Annotated in this window: 17 protein-coding genes; 4 read left to right on the top strand and 13 right to left on the bottom strand. The window is 65.9% G+C overall.

Going from position 1 to position 15,814, the window contains the following annotated elements:
• Window positions 1-2 precede the first annotated feature (2 nt).
• Entirely contained in the window at window positions 3-1,757 is a 1,755-nt protein-coding gene (locus AC1DT6_RS06450) for an ABC transporter permease (protein ID WP_441634142.1), read from the bottom strand.
• Window positions 1,758-2,025: 268 nt separating this feature from the next.
• On the opposite strand from AC1DT6_RS06450, the gene AC1DT6_RS06445 reads away from it, so the two are divergent.
• On the top strand, window positions 2,026-2,298 hold the full coding sequence (locus AC1DT6_RS06445; RefSeq protein ID WP_441634140.1) for an acylphosphatase: 273 nt from the start codon (window positions 2,026-2,028) through the stop codon (window positions 2,296-2,298).
• Window positions 2,299-2,307: 9 nt separating this feature from the next.
• Here the strand turns inward: AC1DT6_RS06445 and AC1DT6_RS06440 are convergent, their stop codons facing one another.
• The 8 genes from AC1DT6_RS06440 to rpe form a co-directional block, all read right to left on the bottom strand.
• Complete coding sequence (locus tag AC1DT6_RS06440) at window positions 2,308-3,099, bottom strand: uracil-DNA glycosylase (RefSeq protein WP_441634138.1); 792 nt, start codon at window positions 3,097-3,099, stop codon at window positions 2,308-2,310.
• 57 nt (window positions 3,100-3,156) lie between these two features.
• Window positions 3,157-3,798: a CYTH domain-containing protein gene (locus AC1DT6_RS06435; protein WP_441634136.1), complete on the bottom strand. Its 642-nt coding sequence runs from the start codon at window positions 3,796-3,798 to the stop codon at window positions 3,157-3,159.
• A 19-nt stretch (window positions 3,799-3,817) separates the two neighbouring features.
• Window positions 3,818-4,621 carry an indole-3-glycerol phosphate synthase TrpC gene (gene trpC, locus AC1DT6_RS06430; protein ID WP_441634134.1) on the bottom strand — a complete coding sequence of 268 codons (804 nt, stop codon included), beginning with the start codon at window positions 4,619-4,621 and terminating at the stop codon, window positions 3,818-3,820.
• A gap of 41 nt (window positions 4,622-4,662) precedes the next feature.
• On the bottom strand, window positions 4,663-5,691 hold the full coding sequence (trpD, locus tag AC1DT6_RS06425) for an anthranilate phosphoribosyltransferase (RefSeq protein ID WP_477102476.1): 1,029 nt from the start codon (window positions 5,689-5,691) through the stop codon (window positions 4,663-4,665).
• 56 nt (window positions 5,692-5,747) lie between these two features.
• Entirely contained in the window at window positions 5,748-6,317 is a 570-nt protein-coding gene (locus tag AC1DT6_RS06420; protein ID WP_441634130.1) for an aminodeoxychorismate/anthranilate synthase component II, read from the bottom strand.
• 24 nt (window positions 6,318-6,341) lie between these two features.
• Entirely contained in the window at window positions 6,342-7,859 is a 1,518-nt protein-coding gene (trpE, locus tag AC1DT6_RS06415) for an anthranilate synthase component I (RefSeq protein ID WP_045238889.1), read from the bottom strand.
• 456 nt (window positions 7,860-8,315) lie between these two features.
• On the bottom strand, window positions 8,316-9,047 hold the full coding sequence (gene gph / locus AC1DT6_RS06410) for a phosphoglycolate phosphatase (RefSeq protein WP_441634128.1): 732 nt from the start codon (window positions 9,045-9,047) through the stop codon (window positions 8,316-8,318).
• A complete protein-coding gene (gene rpe, locus AC1DT6_RS06405; RefSeq protein ID WP_045238867.1) occupies window positions 9,044-9,745 on the bottom strand; it encodes a ribulose-phosphate 3-epimerase in 702 nt (233 codons plus the stop codon). Before rpe ends, gph begins: the two co-directional genes overlap by 4 nt.
• A 164-nt stretch (window positions 9,746-9,909) precedes the next feature.
• Between rpe and apaG the strand changes: the two genes are divergently transcribed.
• Window positions 9,910-10,284, top strand: coding sequence for a Co2+/Mg2+ efflux protein ApaG (gene apaG / locus AC1DT6_RS06400; protein WP_035872641.1), 375 nt, complete (start codon window positions 9,910-9,912; stop codon window positions 10,282-10,284).
• Window positions 10,285-10,351: 67 nt separating this feature from the next.
• Here apaG and AC1DT6_RS06395 read toward each other — a convergent pair whose 3' ends face one another.
• Window positions 10,352-10,561, bottom strand: coding sequence for a hypothetical protein (locus AC1DT6_RS06395; protein WP_441634123.1), 210 nt, complete (start codon window positions 10,559-10,561; stop codon window positions 10,352-10,354).
• Between the two features lie 114 nt (window positions 10,562-10,675).
• Here AC1DT6_RS06395 and mltA point away from each other — a divergent pair, with 114 nt between their 5' ends.
• Entirely contained in the window at window positions 10,676-11,845 is a 1,170-nt protein-coding gene (mltA, locus tag AC1DT6_RS06390; RefSeq protein WP_441634121.1) for a murein transglycosylase A, read from the top strand.
• A 36-nt stretch (window positions 11,846-11,881) separates the two neighbouring features.
• Here the strand turns inward: mltA and paaK are convergent, their stop codons facing one another.
• From paaK to paaG, 3 genes are read right to left on the bottom strand one after another with little or no spacing between them, the layout of a single operon-like run.
• On the bottom strand, window positions 11,882-13,183 hold the full coding sequence (gene paaK, locus AC1DT6_RS06385; RefSeq protein ID WP_441634119.1) for a phenylacetate--CoA ligase PaaK: 1,302 nt from the start codon (window positions 13,181-13,183) through the stop codon (window positions 11,882-11,884).
• 52 nt (window positions 13,184-13,235) lie between these two features.
• Entirely contained in the window at window positions 13,236-13,679 is a 444-nt protein-coding gene (paaI, locus tag AC1DT6_RS06380) for a hydroxyphenylacetyl-CoA thioesterase PaaI (protein WP_441634117.1), read from the bottom strand.
• 51 nt (window positions 13,680-13,730) lie between these two features.
• Window positions 13,731-14,534: a 2-(1,2-epoxy-1,2-dihydrophenyl)acetyl-CoA isomerase PaaG gene (gene paaG, locus AC1DT6_RS06375; RefSeq protein ID WP_441634176.1), complete on the bottom strand. Its 804-nt coding sequence runs from the start codon at window positions 14,532-14,534 to the stop codon at window positions 13,731-13,733.
• A gap of 195 nt (window positions 14,535-14,729) precedes the next feature.
• On the opposite strand from paaG, the gene AC1DT6_RS06370 reads away from it, so the two are divergent.
• Window positions 14,730-15,506 carry an enoyl-CoA hydratase gene (locus AC1DT6_RS06370; protein WP_441634115.1) on the top strand — a complete coding sequence of 259 codons (777 nt, stop codon included), beginning with the start codon at window positions 14,730-14,732 and terminating at the stop codon, window positions 15,504-15,506.
• The last annotated feature ends 308 nt before the right edge of the window (window positions 15,507-15,814 follow it).

Raw genomic sequence — 15,814 nt, 5'->3', positions numbered from 1 at the left:
GGTCAGAGGCGCGTGCGTTCCTGCGCGAGCAGGTACAGGCGGTTCCACAGCAGGCGGTTGAAGCCCACCACGAACACCGCCATCACGCCGATGCCCAGCGCGATGCGGGGAAAGTCGCCCTTGGCGGTCATTTCCGCGATATAGCTGCCCAGGCCGGTGGCGACCAGCGTGCGGTCGCCCCAGGTGACGTATTCGGAGACGATACTCGCATTCCATGAGCCGCCCGCCGCGGTCACCAGGCCGGTCAGCAGGCTGGGGAACACGGCCGGGATCAGGAAGCGCTTCCACAACAGCCAGCCGCGCAGGCCAAAGTTGCGCGCCGCCAGTTTGAGTTCGGTGGGGATGCCGGAGGCGCCGGCAATCACGTTGAACAGGATGTACCACTGCGTGCCGAAAATCATCAGCGGACTCAGCCAGATTTCGGGGTTCAGGCCGAAGCGCACGATCAGCATCACCACCAGCGGGAACATCAGGTTGGCCGGGAAGGCGGCCAGGAACTGCGCCACCGGCTGCGCGATGCGCGCCACCTTCGGGTTCAGGCCGATGCGGATGCCGATCGGCACCCAGATCACCGCCGCCAGCGCGATCAGCACGATCACCCGCACCATCGTCAGCGAGCCCAGCCACAGCACATGGCCCACCTCCGCCCAGCCCACCTCCGTACGCACGAAATGCATCACGCGATACAAGGCCGCCACCGCGATCAGGATGATGACGAGATTGCTCAGGCGCTCGAACCACAGCGCGCGCCGGTCATCGCTGGCTTTGGGGTCCACTGCCTTGCGGCCCGAGCGCCAGGCCAGCGTGCGTTCCGCCAACGCTGCCGTGCGGCCCAGCAGCATGCGCACCCATTCCGAGCGGCGCAGCAGGTTGAGCAGCCACGATTGCGGCTCGCTTTCCTGTGCCATGGTCTCGAAGCGGAAGCGGTCGGCCCAGGCGATCAGCGGACGGAAGAACAACTGGTCATAGAGCACGATGCCGATCAGCATGGCCAGGATGGCCCAGCCGATCGCCGCCAGGTCTTGCTGCTGGATCGCCAGCGCGATGTAGGAGCCGATGCCCGGCAACCGGATGTCGTTGCCCGACACCGAGATGGCCTCGGAAGCCACCACGAAGAACCAGCCGCCGGACATCGACATCATCATGTTCCACAGCAGGCCCGGCATGGCGAAGGGCACTTCGAGGCGCCAGAATTTCTGCCACGCCGAGAGCCGGAACATGGCGGCCGCTTCCACCAGGTCGGTCGGAATGGTGCGGATCGACTGGTACAGGCTGAACGCCATATTCCAGGCCTGCGAGGTGAAGATGGCGAAGATGGCGGCGCACTCGACGCCTACCAGGCTGCCGGGGAACAGCGCGATGAAACCGGTCACGGTGATCGACAGGAAGCCCAGCACCGGAATCGATTGCAGAATGTCCAGCGCCGGGACCATCACTTTCTCGGCGGTGCGGTTCTTGGAGGCCAGCGCGGCAAAGGCAAAGGTGAACAGGAGCGACGCCATCAGCGCCACCAGCATGCGGATGCTGGTGCGCATCAGGTAATACGGCAGGTAGGCGATGTCCAGATGCACCGCCAGCGGCTCGCCGGGCTGGTAGGGCACGTTCATTTGCCGGGCGGCAAAGGCCACCAGCACGATCACCGCCAGGATGATGGGCAGCAGCGCCAGGTCGAATCGGTTCGGCGGCGCGGTCAGCAACTGGCTGGCATAGCCTCGGAGTGTGACCGAGCTGGCCTGGTCGTGTTCGGCTTGCTGCATTATCTTGACAGTGGATCGTTGAGCGGTTGCCGGTGCGGGGCCGGCTGGCCCCGGGGCCTGGATGGATCGGCGGCGCGCGCGTGGCGCCGCGCCGGCGTTGGCGGAGAGCGGGATTTGCAATGATGCCGCAACGCCGGGCGCATCGTTGTGCTTTTGGCGTTACCCGTGTTGGGGTGTCCTTACTGGTAACGCTTGGGATCGCAGTCTAGTTTACTTGTGATGCATGCCGCGGCTGTTTCAGCCGCCGCGTCGGGCAAGGGGAACCCAGATGGAAACATGGCACATCGTGGTCAAGGGGCGGGTGCAGGGCGTGGGCTACCGCGCGGCCTGCGCAGGGCAGGCCGGGGCGCTCGGGCTGGGCGGCTGGGTGCGCAACCGGCAGGATGGCTCGGTGGAAGTGATGGCCTACGGGCCGCCTGATCGGCTGGAGGCACTTTGCGCCTGGATGCGGCGCGGGCCGCCAGCCGCGCAGGTCAGCGCGCTGGTGGCGCTGCCCGGCGCGGGCGAGTTCGACGATTTCGACTGCCTGCCGACAGCCTAGCGTCCGGGGTCAGTTGGCGCGCCAATCCACCGGTGCGGCGCCGTGCCGCTGCAGCCAGTCGTTGGCCAGCCGGAAATGTCCGCACCCCAGGAAACCCCGATGCGCCGAAAGCGGCGACGGGTGCGGCGCTTCCAGAACGCAGTGCGAGCCGGCCAGCAAGGGTTTCTTGGCCTGGGCGTGGCTGCCCCACAGCAGGAAGACCAGGTTGGGGCGGGCGGCGGACAAGCCCTGGATCAGGCAGTCCGTTATCGCTTCCCAGCCGCGCTTGGCGTGGCTGGCGGCTTGGCCTTGCTCCACCGTGAGCACGGTGTTGAGCAGCAGCACGCCCTGGCGCGCCCAGCCTTCCAGGTTGCCGGAGGTGGGCGCCGCCGTGGCGCCGTCACCGTATTCCGCGGCGATCTCCTTGAAGATATTGCGCAGGCTGGGCGGCACGCGCACGCCGTCGGGTACCGAGAAGGCCAGCCCGTGCGCCTGCGGAATCTCGTTGCCGTTGACCACGCCAGTGCCGTGGTAGGGATCCTGTCCGAGGATGACCACCTTGACGGTCTCGGGCGGCGTCAGGTGCAAGGCGTGGAACACCTCATGCGGAAAGACGGGCTTGCCGTTGGCACGTTCGCCGTCGACGAAGCTGGCCAGTTCCCGCCAGCCGGCCGTGTTCATGCAGGGGGCCAGCAATTCGCGCCAGGCAGCCGGCAGCGCCGCGGCTTGCGCGGACAGGCTGGCGGCGGCCGGAGCGGGGGCGGCATCGGCAACGGCCGGGGCTGCGAACAGGTCGGCCTGTACGCTGTTGTGCTTGCTCATGCTGGAGGAATACCTGGTTCTTTGTTGGGAGGGGCCGAGGAGGGCGCCGGCGCGACGTCAGGCGCGGCCCGCTCCGGCCGCGAGCCGGTAGCCGCGTGCGGCTTTGCTCTGGTCGGACGGCTTAAGGGGCGCGACATGCTGGAGGCGCAACGCCAGTGCGCGCAGCGCGGCCTCGGCTTGTTGCTGCGTGGGCGCCTGTCCGGCATCGCCGGGAAGCCACTCAAGCTCCAGTTCCCGGATCGTCTCTTGCTCGGCGCTCGCCGGCGCCGAAATCGTTCCGACGTCGAGTGCGGCCTCGATACGAACGCCATCCTGTTCGACCAGCCAGGTGCGCCGCGCGAAATCGGTGCGGAATACCGGCGCCAGTGTTGCGGCGAGCGGCGTCAGCAAGGCGCGGGCTTCGGCCGGGAAGGCGTCGAGTTCGATGGCTTCGGCGGCCACCTTGGTTTCCCACTCGTGGCGGGTGGCCATGCCGGCCTCGCTCTTGCCGGCGGTCTTCAAGGTCTGCAGCCATTGCTCGCCGTGGCGGCGCAGCCGCAGGGCGGCACGGGCGCCGGCCAGGTCGCGCGCGGGGGTGTCGAGGTAGACATTGAGCAGGGTGTGCTCGCCGCGCGCCTGGCCTTGCGCATCCAGCCAGGCCGCGAGCGCCGGCATGGCGCCGTCCGGCACCGCCAGTTTGAGTTCGATTTCCTGGGCCATTTTGGTGTGTGCTTCCCGCTCAGGCAAACAGGCGTGCCAGCTCGGCACCGGGGTCGGGCGCGCGCATGAAGGCCTCGCCCACCAGGAATGCATGCACATTGGCGTCGCGCATGCGCTGCACGTCGTCCGGGCCGAGAATGCCGGATTCGGTCACCACCAGGCGGTCTTCCGGGATGCGCGGCAGCAGGTCCAGCGTGTTGTCGAGCGTGACTTCGAACGTGCGCAGGTTGCGGTTGTTCACGCCCAGCAGCGGCGTCTTCAGGCGCAGCGCGGCATCCAGCTCTTCGCCGCCGTGCACTTCCACCAGCACGTCCATGCCAAGCTCATGGGCGCAGGCTTCGAGTTCCGCCATCAGGCCGTGGTCGAGCGCGGACACGATCAGCAGGATGGCGTCGGCGCCCCAGGTGCGGGCTTCATAGACCTGGTAGAGGTCGATCATGAAGTCCTTGCGCAGAGCCGGCAGCGGGCAGGCGCCGCGGGCGCGCTTGAGGAAGTCGGCGTGGCCCTGGAAGAAATTCACGTCGGTCAGCACTGACAGGCAGGCCGCGCCATGGCTGGCATAGCTCTCGGCAATCGCCTCCGGCACGAAATTCTCGCGCAGCACGCCTTTGGAGGGGGAGGCTTTCTTCACTTCGGCGATCACCCCGGCGTCACCGGCGGCGATCTTTTCGCGCAGCGCGCGCTCAAAGCCGCGCGGCGCCAGGCCCGGCTCGCCGCGCAGGCTCTCGGCCTCGGCGCGCAAGCTGGGCAGGTCGCGCTTCTTGCGCGCCGCGTTCACTTCGTCGGCCTTCACGGCCAGGATCTTCTGCAGGATATCGGACATGCGGTAATTCTCTCGCTCGACGGATGGGCTACGGGGCCGGCTTATTTGAACTGCTGCGTGGCGCGCACGAACTGGTTGAGCTTCTCGCGCGCCGCGCCACTGGCGATGGCTTCGCGCGCGCGCTGGATGCCGTCCTCGATCGAGGTGGCCACATTGGCCGCGTATAGCGCGGTGCCGGCATTGAGCGTGACGATCTCGCGCGGAGTGCCTGGCACGTCGGTCAGTGCTTCGAGCAGCATCTCCTTGGACTCGGTGGCATCAGCCACCTTCAGGCCGCGATTGGAGATCATCTGCAGGCCGAAGTCCTCGGGGTGGATCTCGTACTCGCGCACCTCGCCGTCCTTCAGTTCGCCCACCAGCGTGGCGGCGCCCAGTGAGACTTCGTCCATGCCGTCCTTGCCGTAGACCACCAGTGCATGCCTGGCGCCCAGGCGCTGCATCACGCGCACCTGGATGCCGACCAGGTCGGGGTGGAACACGCCCATCAGGATATTGGGCGCGTCTGCCGGATTGGTCAGCGGGCCCAGGATATTGAAGATGGTGCGCACGCCCATTTCCTTGCGGATCGGCGCCACGTTCTTCATGGCCGGGTGATGGGTGGGCGCGAACATGAAGCCGATACCGGTCTGCTCGATGCACGCGCCGACCTGTTCCGGCGTCAGCATGATATTGACGCCCAGCGCTTCCAGCACGTCGGCGCTGCCCGACTTGGAGCTGACGCCGCGGTTGCCGTGCTTGGCGATGCGCGCGCCGGCGGCGGAGGCGACGAACATCGACGCCGTGGAGATATTGAAGGTGTGCGAGCCATCGCCACCGGTGCCGACGATGTCGACGAAGTTCTCGCGGTCCTTGACGGGCACCTTGTTGGCGAACTCGCGCATCACCTGCGCCGCCGCCGAGATCTCGCCGATGGTCTCCTTCTTGACGCGCAGCCCGGTCAGGATGGCCGCCGCCATCACCGGCGACATCTGGCCCTGCATGATCTGCCGCATCAGGTGCAGCATCTCGTCATGGAAGATCTCGCGGTGTTCGATGCAGCGGGTCAGGGCTTCCTGGGGCGTGATGGACATGGCGGTTTCCGTCTTGATATTTGATGGCGCGGGCGCGTTCGGCGTATCGAGCAGTCTCATCGCGGCGCCTTGATGAAGTTGGCCAGCAGCGCATGGCCATGCTCGGACAGGATGGACTCGGGATGGAACTGCACGCCCTCGACGGCTAGCGTCTTGTGGCGCACACCCATGATTTCGCCATCCGGTGTCCAGGCGGTCACTTCCAGGCAATCCGGCAATGTCTCGCGCTCGATCGCCAGGGAATGATAGCGCGTCACGTCGAAATGCTTGGGCAGGCCGGCGAAGACGCCTTCCTGCGTGGTCTCGATGCGGCTGACCTTGCCGTGCATGACCTGCTTGGCGCGGATCACCTTGCCGCCGAAGGCCTCGCCGATGGCCTGGTGGCCCAGGCACACGCCCAGCATCGGGATGCGGCCGGCAAAGTGCTGCAGCGTCGCCACGGAGATACCGGCTTCCTTCGGGCTGCACGGGCCGGGCGAGACGCAGATATGGTCGGGCCTGAGCGCCTCGATCTCTTCCAGCGTGATTTCGTCGTTGCGATAGGTGCGCACGTCGGCGCCGAGTTCGCCGAAGTACTGGACGAGGTTGTAGGTAAACGAATCGTAGTTGTCGATCATCAGCAGCATGGCGGTTCCCCTGTTCCCTTTACCTTAGATATCCGAATCCAGGCCGTCCTGGACCTGCTCGGCGGCGCGGATCACGGCGCGCGCCTTGGCTTCGGTTTCCCTCCATTCGGCTTCGGGGTCCGAGTCCGCAACGATGCCGGCGGCGGCCTGCACATAGAGATTGCCGTCCTTGACGATGCCGGTGCGGATGGCGATCGCCAGGTCCATTTCGCCGCCGAAGGACAGGTAGCCCACCGCGCCGCCATAGATGCCACGCTTGCGCGGCTCCAGTTCGTCGATGATCTCCATCGCATGCACCTTGGGCGCGCCCGACAGCGTGCCGGCCGGGAAGGTGGCGCGCAGCACGTCCAGGTTGCTCATGCCGGGCTTGAGCGTGCCTTCCACGGAACTGACGATGTGCTGCACGTGGGAGTACTTCTCGATCACCATCTGGTCGGTGACCTTGACCGAGCCGGTCTCGGCGATGCGGCCGATATCGTTGCGCGCCAGGTCGATCAGCATCACGTGCTCGGCGATTTCCTTCGGGTCGTTGAGCAGTTCGGTGGCGAGCTGCGCGTCCTTTTCCGGCGTGTTGCCGCGCGGGCGGGTGCCGGCCAGCGGACGGATGGTGACGATGTGATCCTCGCGCTGGTCGCCATTGCTGCCAACCCGGCGGGTTTCCTGCCGCACCAGGATCTCGGGCGAGGCGCCCACGATCTGGAAGTCGCCAAAGTTGTAGAAGTACATATAGGGCGACGGATTCAGCGAGCGCAGCGCGCGGTACAGCGTCAGCGGCGAGTCGCGGTACGGCTTGACCAGGCGCTGGCCGATCTGCACCTGCATCATGTCGCCGGCCATGATGTACTCCTTGGCCTTGTGCACGGCGGTGAGGTAATCGGCCTTGTCGAACTCGCGGTAGACGTCGGTCTGCACCGAGGGGCTGGTGATCGGCACATCCACCGGCTGGCGCAGCTTCATGCGCAGCTCGCGCAGGCGCTGGCGGGCACGGGCGTAGGCCTCTGGCGTGGTCGGGTCGGCGTAGACGATCAGGTAGAGCTTGCCTGACAGGTTGTCGATTACCGCCAGCTCTTCGCACAGCAGCAGCTGGATGTCAGGCAGATTCAGATCGTCCGGCTTTTGCGTGTTGGCCAGCTTCTTTTCGATATAACGCACGGCATCGTAGCCGAAGTAGCCAGCCAGGCCGCCGCAGAAGCGCGGCAGGCCGGGGCGCAGCGCCACCTTGAACCGCTTCTCGAAATCGGCGATGAAGTCGAGCGGGTTGCCTTCATGGGTTTCCACCACGCGGCCGTCGGTGACCACTTCGGTGCGCATGCCGTGGGCGCGCAGCAGGGTGCGGGCGTGCAGGCCGATAAAGGAGTAGCGGCCGAAGCGCTCGCCGCCCACCACGGATTCCAGCAGGAAGGTGTTGACCCCGCGCGTTTGCGACTGCGCCAGCTTCAGGTACAGCGACAGCGGCGTTTCCAGGTCGGCGAAGGCTTCGGCGATCAGCGGGATGCGGTTGTAGCCCTGCTCGGCCAGCGATTTGAATTCCAGTTCGGTCATGTCGATCCTCTTGTGCTGCGGCGCCTGCGTATCAGTATGGCGCACGCCGCGATGTCGGCAACTTGGGGCTGGAAGGTCGTCAGACCCGCCCCGGAGAGACCATGGCGCGGACGAGTGTCCACGCACGGCCGGGGTGGGCGTGCAGCGCGTTCGGGTGACACCGGCGCAAGGCTGGGATGTCGGGCGGCTGGAAAATCAGTGAGGGTCCGGCAACCTGCCGGTCTGGCCGGCCCCATCCTGGTACGGATGCATCGCGGGGATGCGGGAAGGGGGCGGTCAGGAGACTCGCGAACGCACTTTACGCCTGTTGGGAGGCGCGCCAGCGACGCCAGGGCCAGGCCTGCCGATCACTGCCAGAAGAGATGCGTTTGCGGTTCAGAAACATGAAATCGTGTTCAGCGATTTATGGTTTGGGTGTTTGGCGATGCTGGTGTCCGACGGCCGTGGCCGCCAGGGTCATGTCCGATGTGCCGCAAAAAGCTCCGCAGCCAGGACAATGGAATCGACTATACCATCGGCGTCGACGCCTTGTACAGGATTGCCATGGTTGTAGCCATAGGGCACCAGGAGCACTCCCATGCCCGCCGCGCGCGCTGCCTGCGCATCGTTTTCCGAGTCGCCGATCGCCGCCATCTGGGCCGGCTCCAGCCGGAACGCATCGGCCACCTTGAGCAGCGGCAGGGGATCCGGCTTGCGCAGGGCGAAGGCGTCGCCACCGTAGACCAGCTCGAAGAAGCGCCCCAGGCCTGTCTTCGCGAGTAGCGGCTCGGTGAAGTTGTGTGGCTTATTGGTTACGCAGGCCAGCCGCAGGCCTGCTGCCTTCAGCGCCGCCAGCCCCTCGGTGACGCCGGCGTAGACTCGCGAGAACTGGCCATTGATGCGCAGGTATTCGCGGTCGTACAGGGTCAGCGCATCCGCGAACATCCCATTGGCGTGGGCTGGCGAGAAGCGCGCGTCAAGCACGCACCGGATCAGGTTTTCCGAGCCCTTGCCGACGAAGCTGACGATTTCCGCCTTGCCCATCGGCTCGGCGCTGCCGAGTTGCGGATGCAGGTGGACCAGCGCCTTGAGCATGGCATTGACCGCGGCATGGAAGTCGCCCGCGGTGTCCACCATGGTGCCGTCCAGGTCGACAATGACGCCCCGGATACCGCGCCAGTCGGTGCGTTTAGGCTGGACCACGCTCATTGGCCAACCTTGGCCAGTTCGGCGCGCATGGCCGACAGCACGCCCTTGTAGCCGCCATCGGCGTCCGGCTTGCTGAACACGGCCGAGCCGGCGACAAAGGTGTCGGCGCCGGCCGCGGCAATCTCGGCGATGTTGTCCACCTTCACGCCGCCGTCCACTTGCAGCAGGATGCGACGGCCGGTGCGCTCGGCGTAGGCGTCGATACGCTTGCGGGCCTCGCGCAGCTTGTTGAGCGTTTCGGGAATGAAGGACTGGCCGCCGAAGCCGGGGTTGACCGACATCAGCAGGATCAGGTCGATGCGGTCCATCACGTGGTCCAGATGGTGCAGCGGCGTGGCCGGGTTGAACACCAGACCCGCCTGGCAGCCATGATCGCGGATCAGCGACAGCGTGCGGTCGATATGGTCGCTGGCCTCCGGGTGGAAGGAGATGATATTGGCGCCGGCCTTGGCGAAGTCCGGGACGATGCGGTCCACCGGGCGCACCATCAGGTGCACGTCGATCGGGGCGGTCACATGCGGGCGGATCGCCTCGCACACCAGCGGGCCCACGGTCAGGTTCGGCACGTAATGGTTGTCCATCACGTCGAAATGGATCCAGTCGGCGCCGTCCGCGGTCACGCGCCGCACTTCCTCGCCCAGGCGGGCAAAGTCGGCGGACAGGATGGACGGGGCGATGCGGTAGGTGGGCGTGCTCATGGCGGGGCTCGGAGGAGGGTGCTTCAAGGGGAAGGCGGTATTTTACCCTCCCCGCGCAGCGTGGCGCTGCCCGCAGGCGGGCAACTCGCGGCGGCTTTGCTTGCCGCCCCCGGAGCCTTGCCGCACAATGCGGCTACCCTGATCCCGCCTGCGATGTGCCGACAATGAGCGAATACGCGTTTTCCGTGGCTGTACGGACCCAGTACCTGACCGACCAGTCAGACCCCGAGCGGGGGCGCCATGCCTTCGCCTACACCATCACGATCCACAATACCGGCGAGGTGGCGGCGCAGTTGATCTCGCGCCACTGGGTCATTACCGATAGCGACAATGGTACCCAGGAAGTGGCCGGCCTTGGCGTGGTYGGGCACCAGCCGCTGCTCAAGCCGGGCGAGCATTTCGAATACACCAGCTGGGCCACCATCTCGACGCCGGTGGGCTCGATGAAGGGAGAGTATTTCTGCGTGGCCGAGGATGGTCATCGCTTCGAGGTGCCGATTCCGGAGTTTGCGCTGGTCCTGCCGCGCATGCTGCATTGAGGCGCGCCCGCCGGGGCGGGGCCGGGCTGCAATGCGTGCAAGGCTGCCCGCCGGCGCGGCGCGGAACCTATTGGCCCGGCGTGCGGTCCTGATCCTGTCGGGTATGGGCAGCGTCCTGGCCGGCACGTGAAGGATGATTGTCCGGAGCGCGGCTTGGGCGCGGGTTTTTCTTGGCCGTGCCCATGGTCCAGAGCACGATAAAGATCAGCAGGAAGAGCGCCAGTCCGGCCTCAAGGGCGAACAGCAGCATGGGATGGGCTTCGAAAAACTTGCTCATGACAGGGCGACAGGGCTACGTGGAGGCGACGGTGGGCATTGTAGGCCATAGCCCGCCACGGCTGGCCGTGGCATCCGCTGCATCCGCGACAAGCTGAGTTTTCATCCAATCAAGATGGCATACCTGCATTCCTTTTTCCGTTTTCCATTTTCTCCCCCCCGGGCCTCGGCCGCACAGGCACGCAAGGAGGCCGGYGGGTGCCGGCTCGGCTGGCTGGGGCTGGCCGCCGCGGCCTCGCTGCTGGCCGGCTGCATGAGCGGTCCGCCGCCCCGCGTCGAGGGGCCCGGGACGCGGCCCGTGACACCGCCGACCGGTTCCACGCAGAAGGGCGTCCTGCAGGCCGCCAACTGGAACGAGATCGGGGGCTGGGGCCAGGACGACGTGCGCGCCGCCTGGCCGGCGCTGCAGGCCAGCTGCCAGGCCTTGAAGAAGCGCGCCGAATGGAACCGCGTTTGTGCGCTTGGCATGCTGGTCGATGCCGGCGACCTGGGCGCCATGCGCGCCTACTTCGAATCCAACTTCCAGCCCTTCCGCGTGGTCAACGGCGACGGCACCGACAGCGGGCTGATCACCGGCTATTACGAGCCGATCCTGCATGGCGCGCGCACGCGCCAGGGCCAGTACCAGATCCCGCTGTACCGCAAGCCGCCCCAATGGGCCAACCGGCCGCTGCCGGCGCGCGCCGAACTGCTGCAGAACCCGGCGCTGCGCGGCCAGGAGCTGGTCTGGGTGGACGATCCCGTGGAAGCCGCCTTCCTGCAGATCCAGGGCTCAGGCCGGATCCGCCTGCAGGACGGCAGCGTCATGCGGGTGGGCTTCGGCGGTACCAATGACCAGCCGTTCCGCTCCTTCGGCAAGTGGCTGCTCGACCGTGGCGAGATCACGCCGGCGCAGGCCACCATGCAGGGCATCAAGGCCTGGGCGCGCGCCAATCCGGGCCGCGTCGAGGAAATGCTCAACGTCAATCCGCGCTTTGTGTTTTTCCGTGAGCTGCCGGCCAACAACGATGGGCCGGTCGGCGCACTGGGCGTGCCCCTGACTGCGGAGCGCTCCATCGCGGTAGATCCCGCCACCATTCCGCTGGGCGTGCCGGTCTTCCTCTCCACCACCAGGCCGCTCTCCACCGAGCCGATCCAGCGCCTGATGTTCGCGCAGGATACGGGGACCGCCATCAAGGGGGGCGTGCGCGCTGACTTCTTCTGGGGCGCCGGGGATGCGGCGGGCGAAACCGCCGGCCGCATGAAGCAGGGCGGGCGCATGTGGGTGCTGATGCCGCGTAGCTAGGCCGCCGGCCGGCCAGTCCTGGCCGGCCACGGGCTTTCAGCGCGGGCGCTGGTCGACGATGCGCCGCGCCTTGCCCACGGAGCGCTCCACGCCACCGGAGGGCAGGATCTCGATGCTGACGGTGACGCCGATATAGGCCTTGATGTCGTAGGTCAGCTGCTTGTTGGCCTGCTGCGCGGCCGCAGGATCGACGCCATGCGCGCATTCCACGCGCACGGTCAGCACATCGAGATGGCCGTCCTTGCTCAGCACGCACTGGTAGTGCGGCGCCAGTTCAGCATGCTTGAGGATCAGTTCCTCGATTTGCGAGGGGAACACATTGACGCCCCGAACGATCATCATGTCGTCGGAGCGGCCGGTGATTTTTTCCATCCGGCGGAAGGCCGGGCGGGCGCTGCCGGGCAGCAGGCGGGTCAGGTCACGGGTCCGGTAGCGGATGATCGGCAGCGCCTCCTTGGATAGCGAGGTGAAGACCAGTTCGCCAAACTCGCCATCGGGCAGGACTTCGCCAGTGACCGGATCGATCACTTCCGGATAGAAATGATCTTCCCAGATGGTCGGGCCGTCCTTGGTCTCGGCGCACTCGTTGGCCACACCCGGCCCCATCACTTCCGACAACCCATAGATATCCACCGCCGAGATGCCCATGCGCTTCTCGATGGCCAGGCGCATCTCGGGCGTCCAGGGTTCGGCGCCGAAGATGCCGACCCGAAGCGAGGTGGACGCGGGATCGATGCCCTGGCGCTCGAATTCGTCCGCGATGGCCAGCATATAGCTGGGCGTGACCATGATCACTTCGGGCTTGAAATCCTGTATCAGCTGAACCTGCCGCTCGGTCTGGCCGCCGCCGAAGGGGATCGCTGTGAGCCCCGCTTTTTCCACTCCATAGTGCGCGCCCAGGCCGCCGGTGAACAGCCCGTAGCCATAACTGATATGCACCTTGTCGCCGCGCCGGGCTCCTGCCGCGCGGATCGAACGCGCCATCACCGTGGCCCAGGTGTCGATGTCCTTCAGCGTATAGCCCACCACCGTGGGCTTGCCGGTCGTGCCCGACGAGGCATGGATGCGCGCCACACGGTCCTGCGGCACGGCAAACATGCCGAACGGATAGTTGTCGCGCAGGTCCTGCTTGGTGGTGAAGGGAAAGCGGGCGAGGTCGGCCAGGGTCCGCACCTGGTCCGGATGCACGCCGGCGGCGTCGAACTTGGCACGGTAGACCGGCGAGTTCTGGTAGGCGTGGTTGAGCGACCATTTCAGGCGTTCCAGCTGCAAGGCCTGCAATTCGTCGCGGCTGGCGGTCTCGATCGGATCGAGCGGCAGATCTGTCAGGCGCGTCATAGTGTCTCCTGCGCGTGGGGGCTTATGTATTGGTGTGTCTATGTCGATGGATTCACGCCGGTTCCGGCGGGGTAACCACATGCCCCTTGATCTGGGCGGACTTGCCGCGGAACATCGCCACCACTTCGCCCGCACGGTTGATTACGCGGATATCGTAGATGCCATGCCTGCCCGACAGGACCTGTTCCGTGGCTTCGGCGGTCAGCACGTCGCCATCGTGTACGGGTTTGAGGAATTCGATGCTGCAGCCCGCGGCCACCGTGTTGATATTGTGACTGTTGCAGGCGAAGGCAAAGGTCGAATCGGCCAGCGTGAACATCAGGCCGCCGTGGCAGATGCCGTGGCCGTTGAGGAACTCCTGCCGTACCGGCATGGACAGGCGCGCGTAGCCGGGCCGTACGGCCTCAAGGGTAATGCCCAGCCAGCGGCTGCAGGCATCGGCTTCGTACATGCTGGCGGCGGCCGCTTCGGCAAGGGCCTGGGGATTGTGGGTCAAGCTGGTCTCCTGTCGGGGGCGGGGAGGGTGGATTACCGGTGGGGGCCGGCCTTAGCGGCCGGTGAAGCGCGGCGCGCGCTTTTCCAGGAAGGCGTTCACTCCCTCGGCATAGTCATGCGAGGCGCCCAGTTCGCGCTGCAGGTCGCGTTCCAGGTCGAGCTGGACGTCGAGCCCCTGGCTTGCGCCGGCGTACATCGCCTGCTTGATGGCTGCCAACGCCCGCGTCGGCTGAGCCGCCAGGTGGGTGGACAGGGCCAGCGCTTGCTCGGGCAGCAGGGGGTCGTCCATCGCCTCCCAGATCAGCCCCCATTTCTCGGCCTCTTCCGCGCTGAGCTTGTCGCCCGTCATGGCCAGGCCCATGGCGCGCGCCATGCCGATGCGTTTGGGGAGCAGCCAGGTGCCGCCGGAATCCGGGACCAGCCCGATTTTGACGAAAGCCTGGATGAAGCTGGCGGAGCGCGCCGCCAGCACCATGTCGCAGGCCAGGGCAAGGTTGGCACCCGCGCCGGCCGCCGTGCCGTTGACAGCGGCGATCACGGGCAGCGGCAATTTTTGCAGGCGCCGGATCAAGCGGTTGAACCACACATCGATCAATTCGCCCAGATCCGTCATCGCACCGGGTGTGAAATCCAGGTCGGCCAAATCCTGTCCCGCGCAGAAGCCACGCCCTGCGCCGGTCAGCAGCAAGGACCGCGCGCCGCCGGCCTCGACATGGTCGAGCGCCTGCTGCAGCACGGCGTGCATCTCGCGGGTGAAGCTATTGAGCTTGTCGGGGCGATTGAGCGTGATAACCGCTACCTGGCCGTGCCATGCGAGCAGTATCGGGCCGGAAGTCAGGCTGACCTGTGGGGGCATTTCTGGCATCTTTGTCTCCTGCCATGTTTGTGGCTGCTATGTCTGGTGGTACGCCGGCGCTCCCTTATATATAGACGGAAGCGGAGCGCCGTTTAAATAAACCGACCAGTCGGTCGGCGAATGGTAGCACTAATTTCCACGCGCGAGTATTGTCTCGCTGGGTAACGAATCGATCCACTTCCAAGAGGAGAGCACATGTCGTACGAGAACATTCTGGTGGAGACGCGCGGCCGCGTAGGCCTGGTGACGTTGAATCGCCCGAAGGCCCTGAACGCGCTTAACGACGCGCTGATGGATGAACTGGGCGCGGCCCTGCTTGCCTTTGATGCCGATGAGGCCATCGGCAGCATCGTGATTACCGGCAGCGAGCGTGCCTTTGCCGCGGGCGCGGATATCGGCATGATGGCCAAGTACTCCTATATGGATGTGTACAAGGGGGACTACATCACGCGGAATTGGGAGGCTATCCGCCGCGTCCGCAAGCCGGTGATCGCGGCGGTAGCGGGATACGCGCTGGGCGGTGGCTGCGAACTGGCCATGATGTGCGACATCATCATCGCGGCCGATAGCGCCCGCTTCGGCCAGCCGGAAGTCAAGCTGGGCACGATGCCCGGGGCCGGCGGCACCCAGCGCCTGCCGCGCGCCGTGTCCAAGGCAAAGGCCATGGACCTGTGCCTGACCGCGCGCATGATGGATGCGGCGGAAGCCGAGCGTGCAGGCCTGGTGTCGCGCGTGGTTGCGGCCGACAAACTGCTCGACGACGCCCTGGCCGCCGCCGAGACCATCGCCGGCTTCTCGCTGCCAGTGGTCATGATGATCAAGGAGTCGATCAACGCCGCTTACGAGACGAGTCTTTCCGAAGGTGTTCACCTTGAGCGCCGCCTGTTCCACTCGACCTTCGCGACTGAGGACCAGAAGGAGGGAATGGCCGCATTTGTGGAGAAGCGCGCGGCCAATTTCCAGCATTGCTGAAAACTTGATAGGTAAATACCCGAGTAACCTTATCGGGTACTCATCTTCCCGATGCGGCTGGAAAGGGCATATTTTCTTTATAGATCAATGGGTTGATTTCGATCGCCAAAAACCTCTCTCATACTTGTGTGACAAAGCTGTTGCCAAGTTGGGTTGATCCCCTTAAGATTCGCCCCCTCGCAACACAACTACCGCGCTGCAAAGCAGGCGGGACAAGGGTTGCGGGGTTGGCAGGGGTGGTTGGCGGCGCGAAAGGCGCGGCGAACTGAAGTAAAAAAACCTGTTGACGAAACGCTGATTGCTCTTCA

The organism is Cupriavidus sp. 01L45, from assembly GCF_056399885.1.
Note: the sequence above shows the minus strand (reverse complement) of the source record. Positions and strands in the feature narration are given on the sequence as shown.

Coding starts and splice junctions, on each gene's coding strand:
- AC1DT6_RS06450 (WP_441634142.1), bottom strand. CDS start 1,757: ATGCAGCAAGCCGAACACGACCAGGCCAGCTCGGTCACACTCCGAGGC.
- AC1DT6_RS06445 (WP_441634140.1), top strand. CDS start 2,026: ATGGAAACATGGCACATCGTGGTCAAGGGGCGGGTGCAGGGCGTGGGC.
- AC1DT6_RS06440 (WP_441634138.1), bottom strand. CDS start 3,099: ATGAGCAAGCACAACAGCGTACAGGCCGACCTGTTCGCAGCCCCGGCC.
- AC1DT6_RS06435 (WP_441634136.1), bottom strand. CDS start 3,798: ATGGCCCAGGAAATCGAACTCAAACTGGCGGTGCCGGACGGCGCCATG.
- trpC (WP_441634134.1), bottom strand. CDS start 4,621: ATGTCCGATATCCTGCAGAAGATCCTGGCCGTGAAGGCCGACGAAGTG.
- trpD (WP_477102476.1), bottom strand. CDS start 5,691: ATGTCCATCACGCCCCAGGAAGCCCTGACCCGCTGCATCGAACACCGC.
- AC1DT6_RS06420 (WP_441634130.1), bottom strand. CDS start 6,317: ATGCTGCTGATGATCGACAACTACGATTCGTTTACCTACAACCTCGTC.
- trpE (WP_045238889.1), bottom strand. CDS start 7,859: ATGACCGAACTGGAATTCAAATCGCTGGCCGAGCAGGGCTACAACCGC.
- gph (WP_441634128.1), bottom strand. CDS start 9,047: ATGAGCGTGGTCCAGCCTAAACGCACCGACTGGCGCGGTATCCGGGGC.
- rpe (WP_045238867.1), bottom strand. CDS start 9,745: ATGAGCACGCCCACCTACCGCATCGCCCCGTCCATCCTGTCCGCCGAC.
- AC1DT6_RS06395 (WP_441634123.1), bottom strand. CDS start 10,561: ATGAGCAAGTTTTTCGAAGCCCATCCCATGCTGCTGTTCGCCCTTGAG.
- paaK (WP_441634119.1), bottom strand. CDS start 13,183: ATGACGCGCCTGACAGATCTGCCGCTCGATCCGATCGAGACCGCCAGC.
- paaG (WP_441634176.1), bottom strand. CDS start 14,534: ATGCCCCCACAGGTCAGCCTGACTTCCGGCCCGATACTGCTCGCATGG.
- AC1DT6_RS06370 (WP_441634115.1), top strand. CDS start 14,730: ATGTCGTACGAGAACATTCTGGTGGAGACGCGCGGCCGCGTAGGCCTG.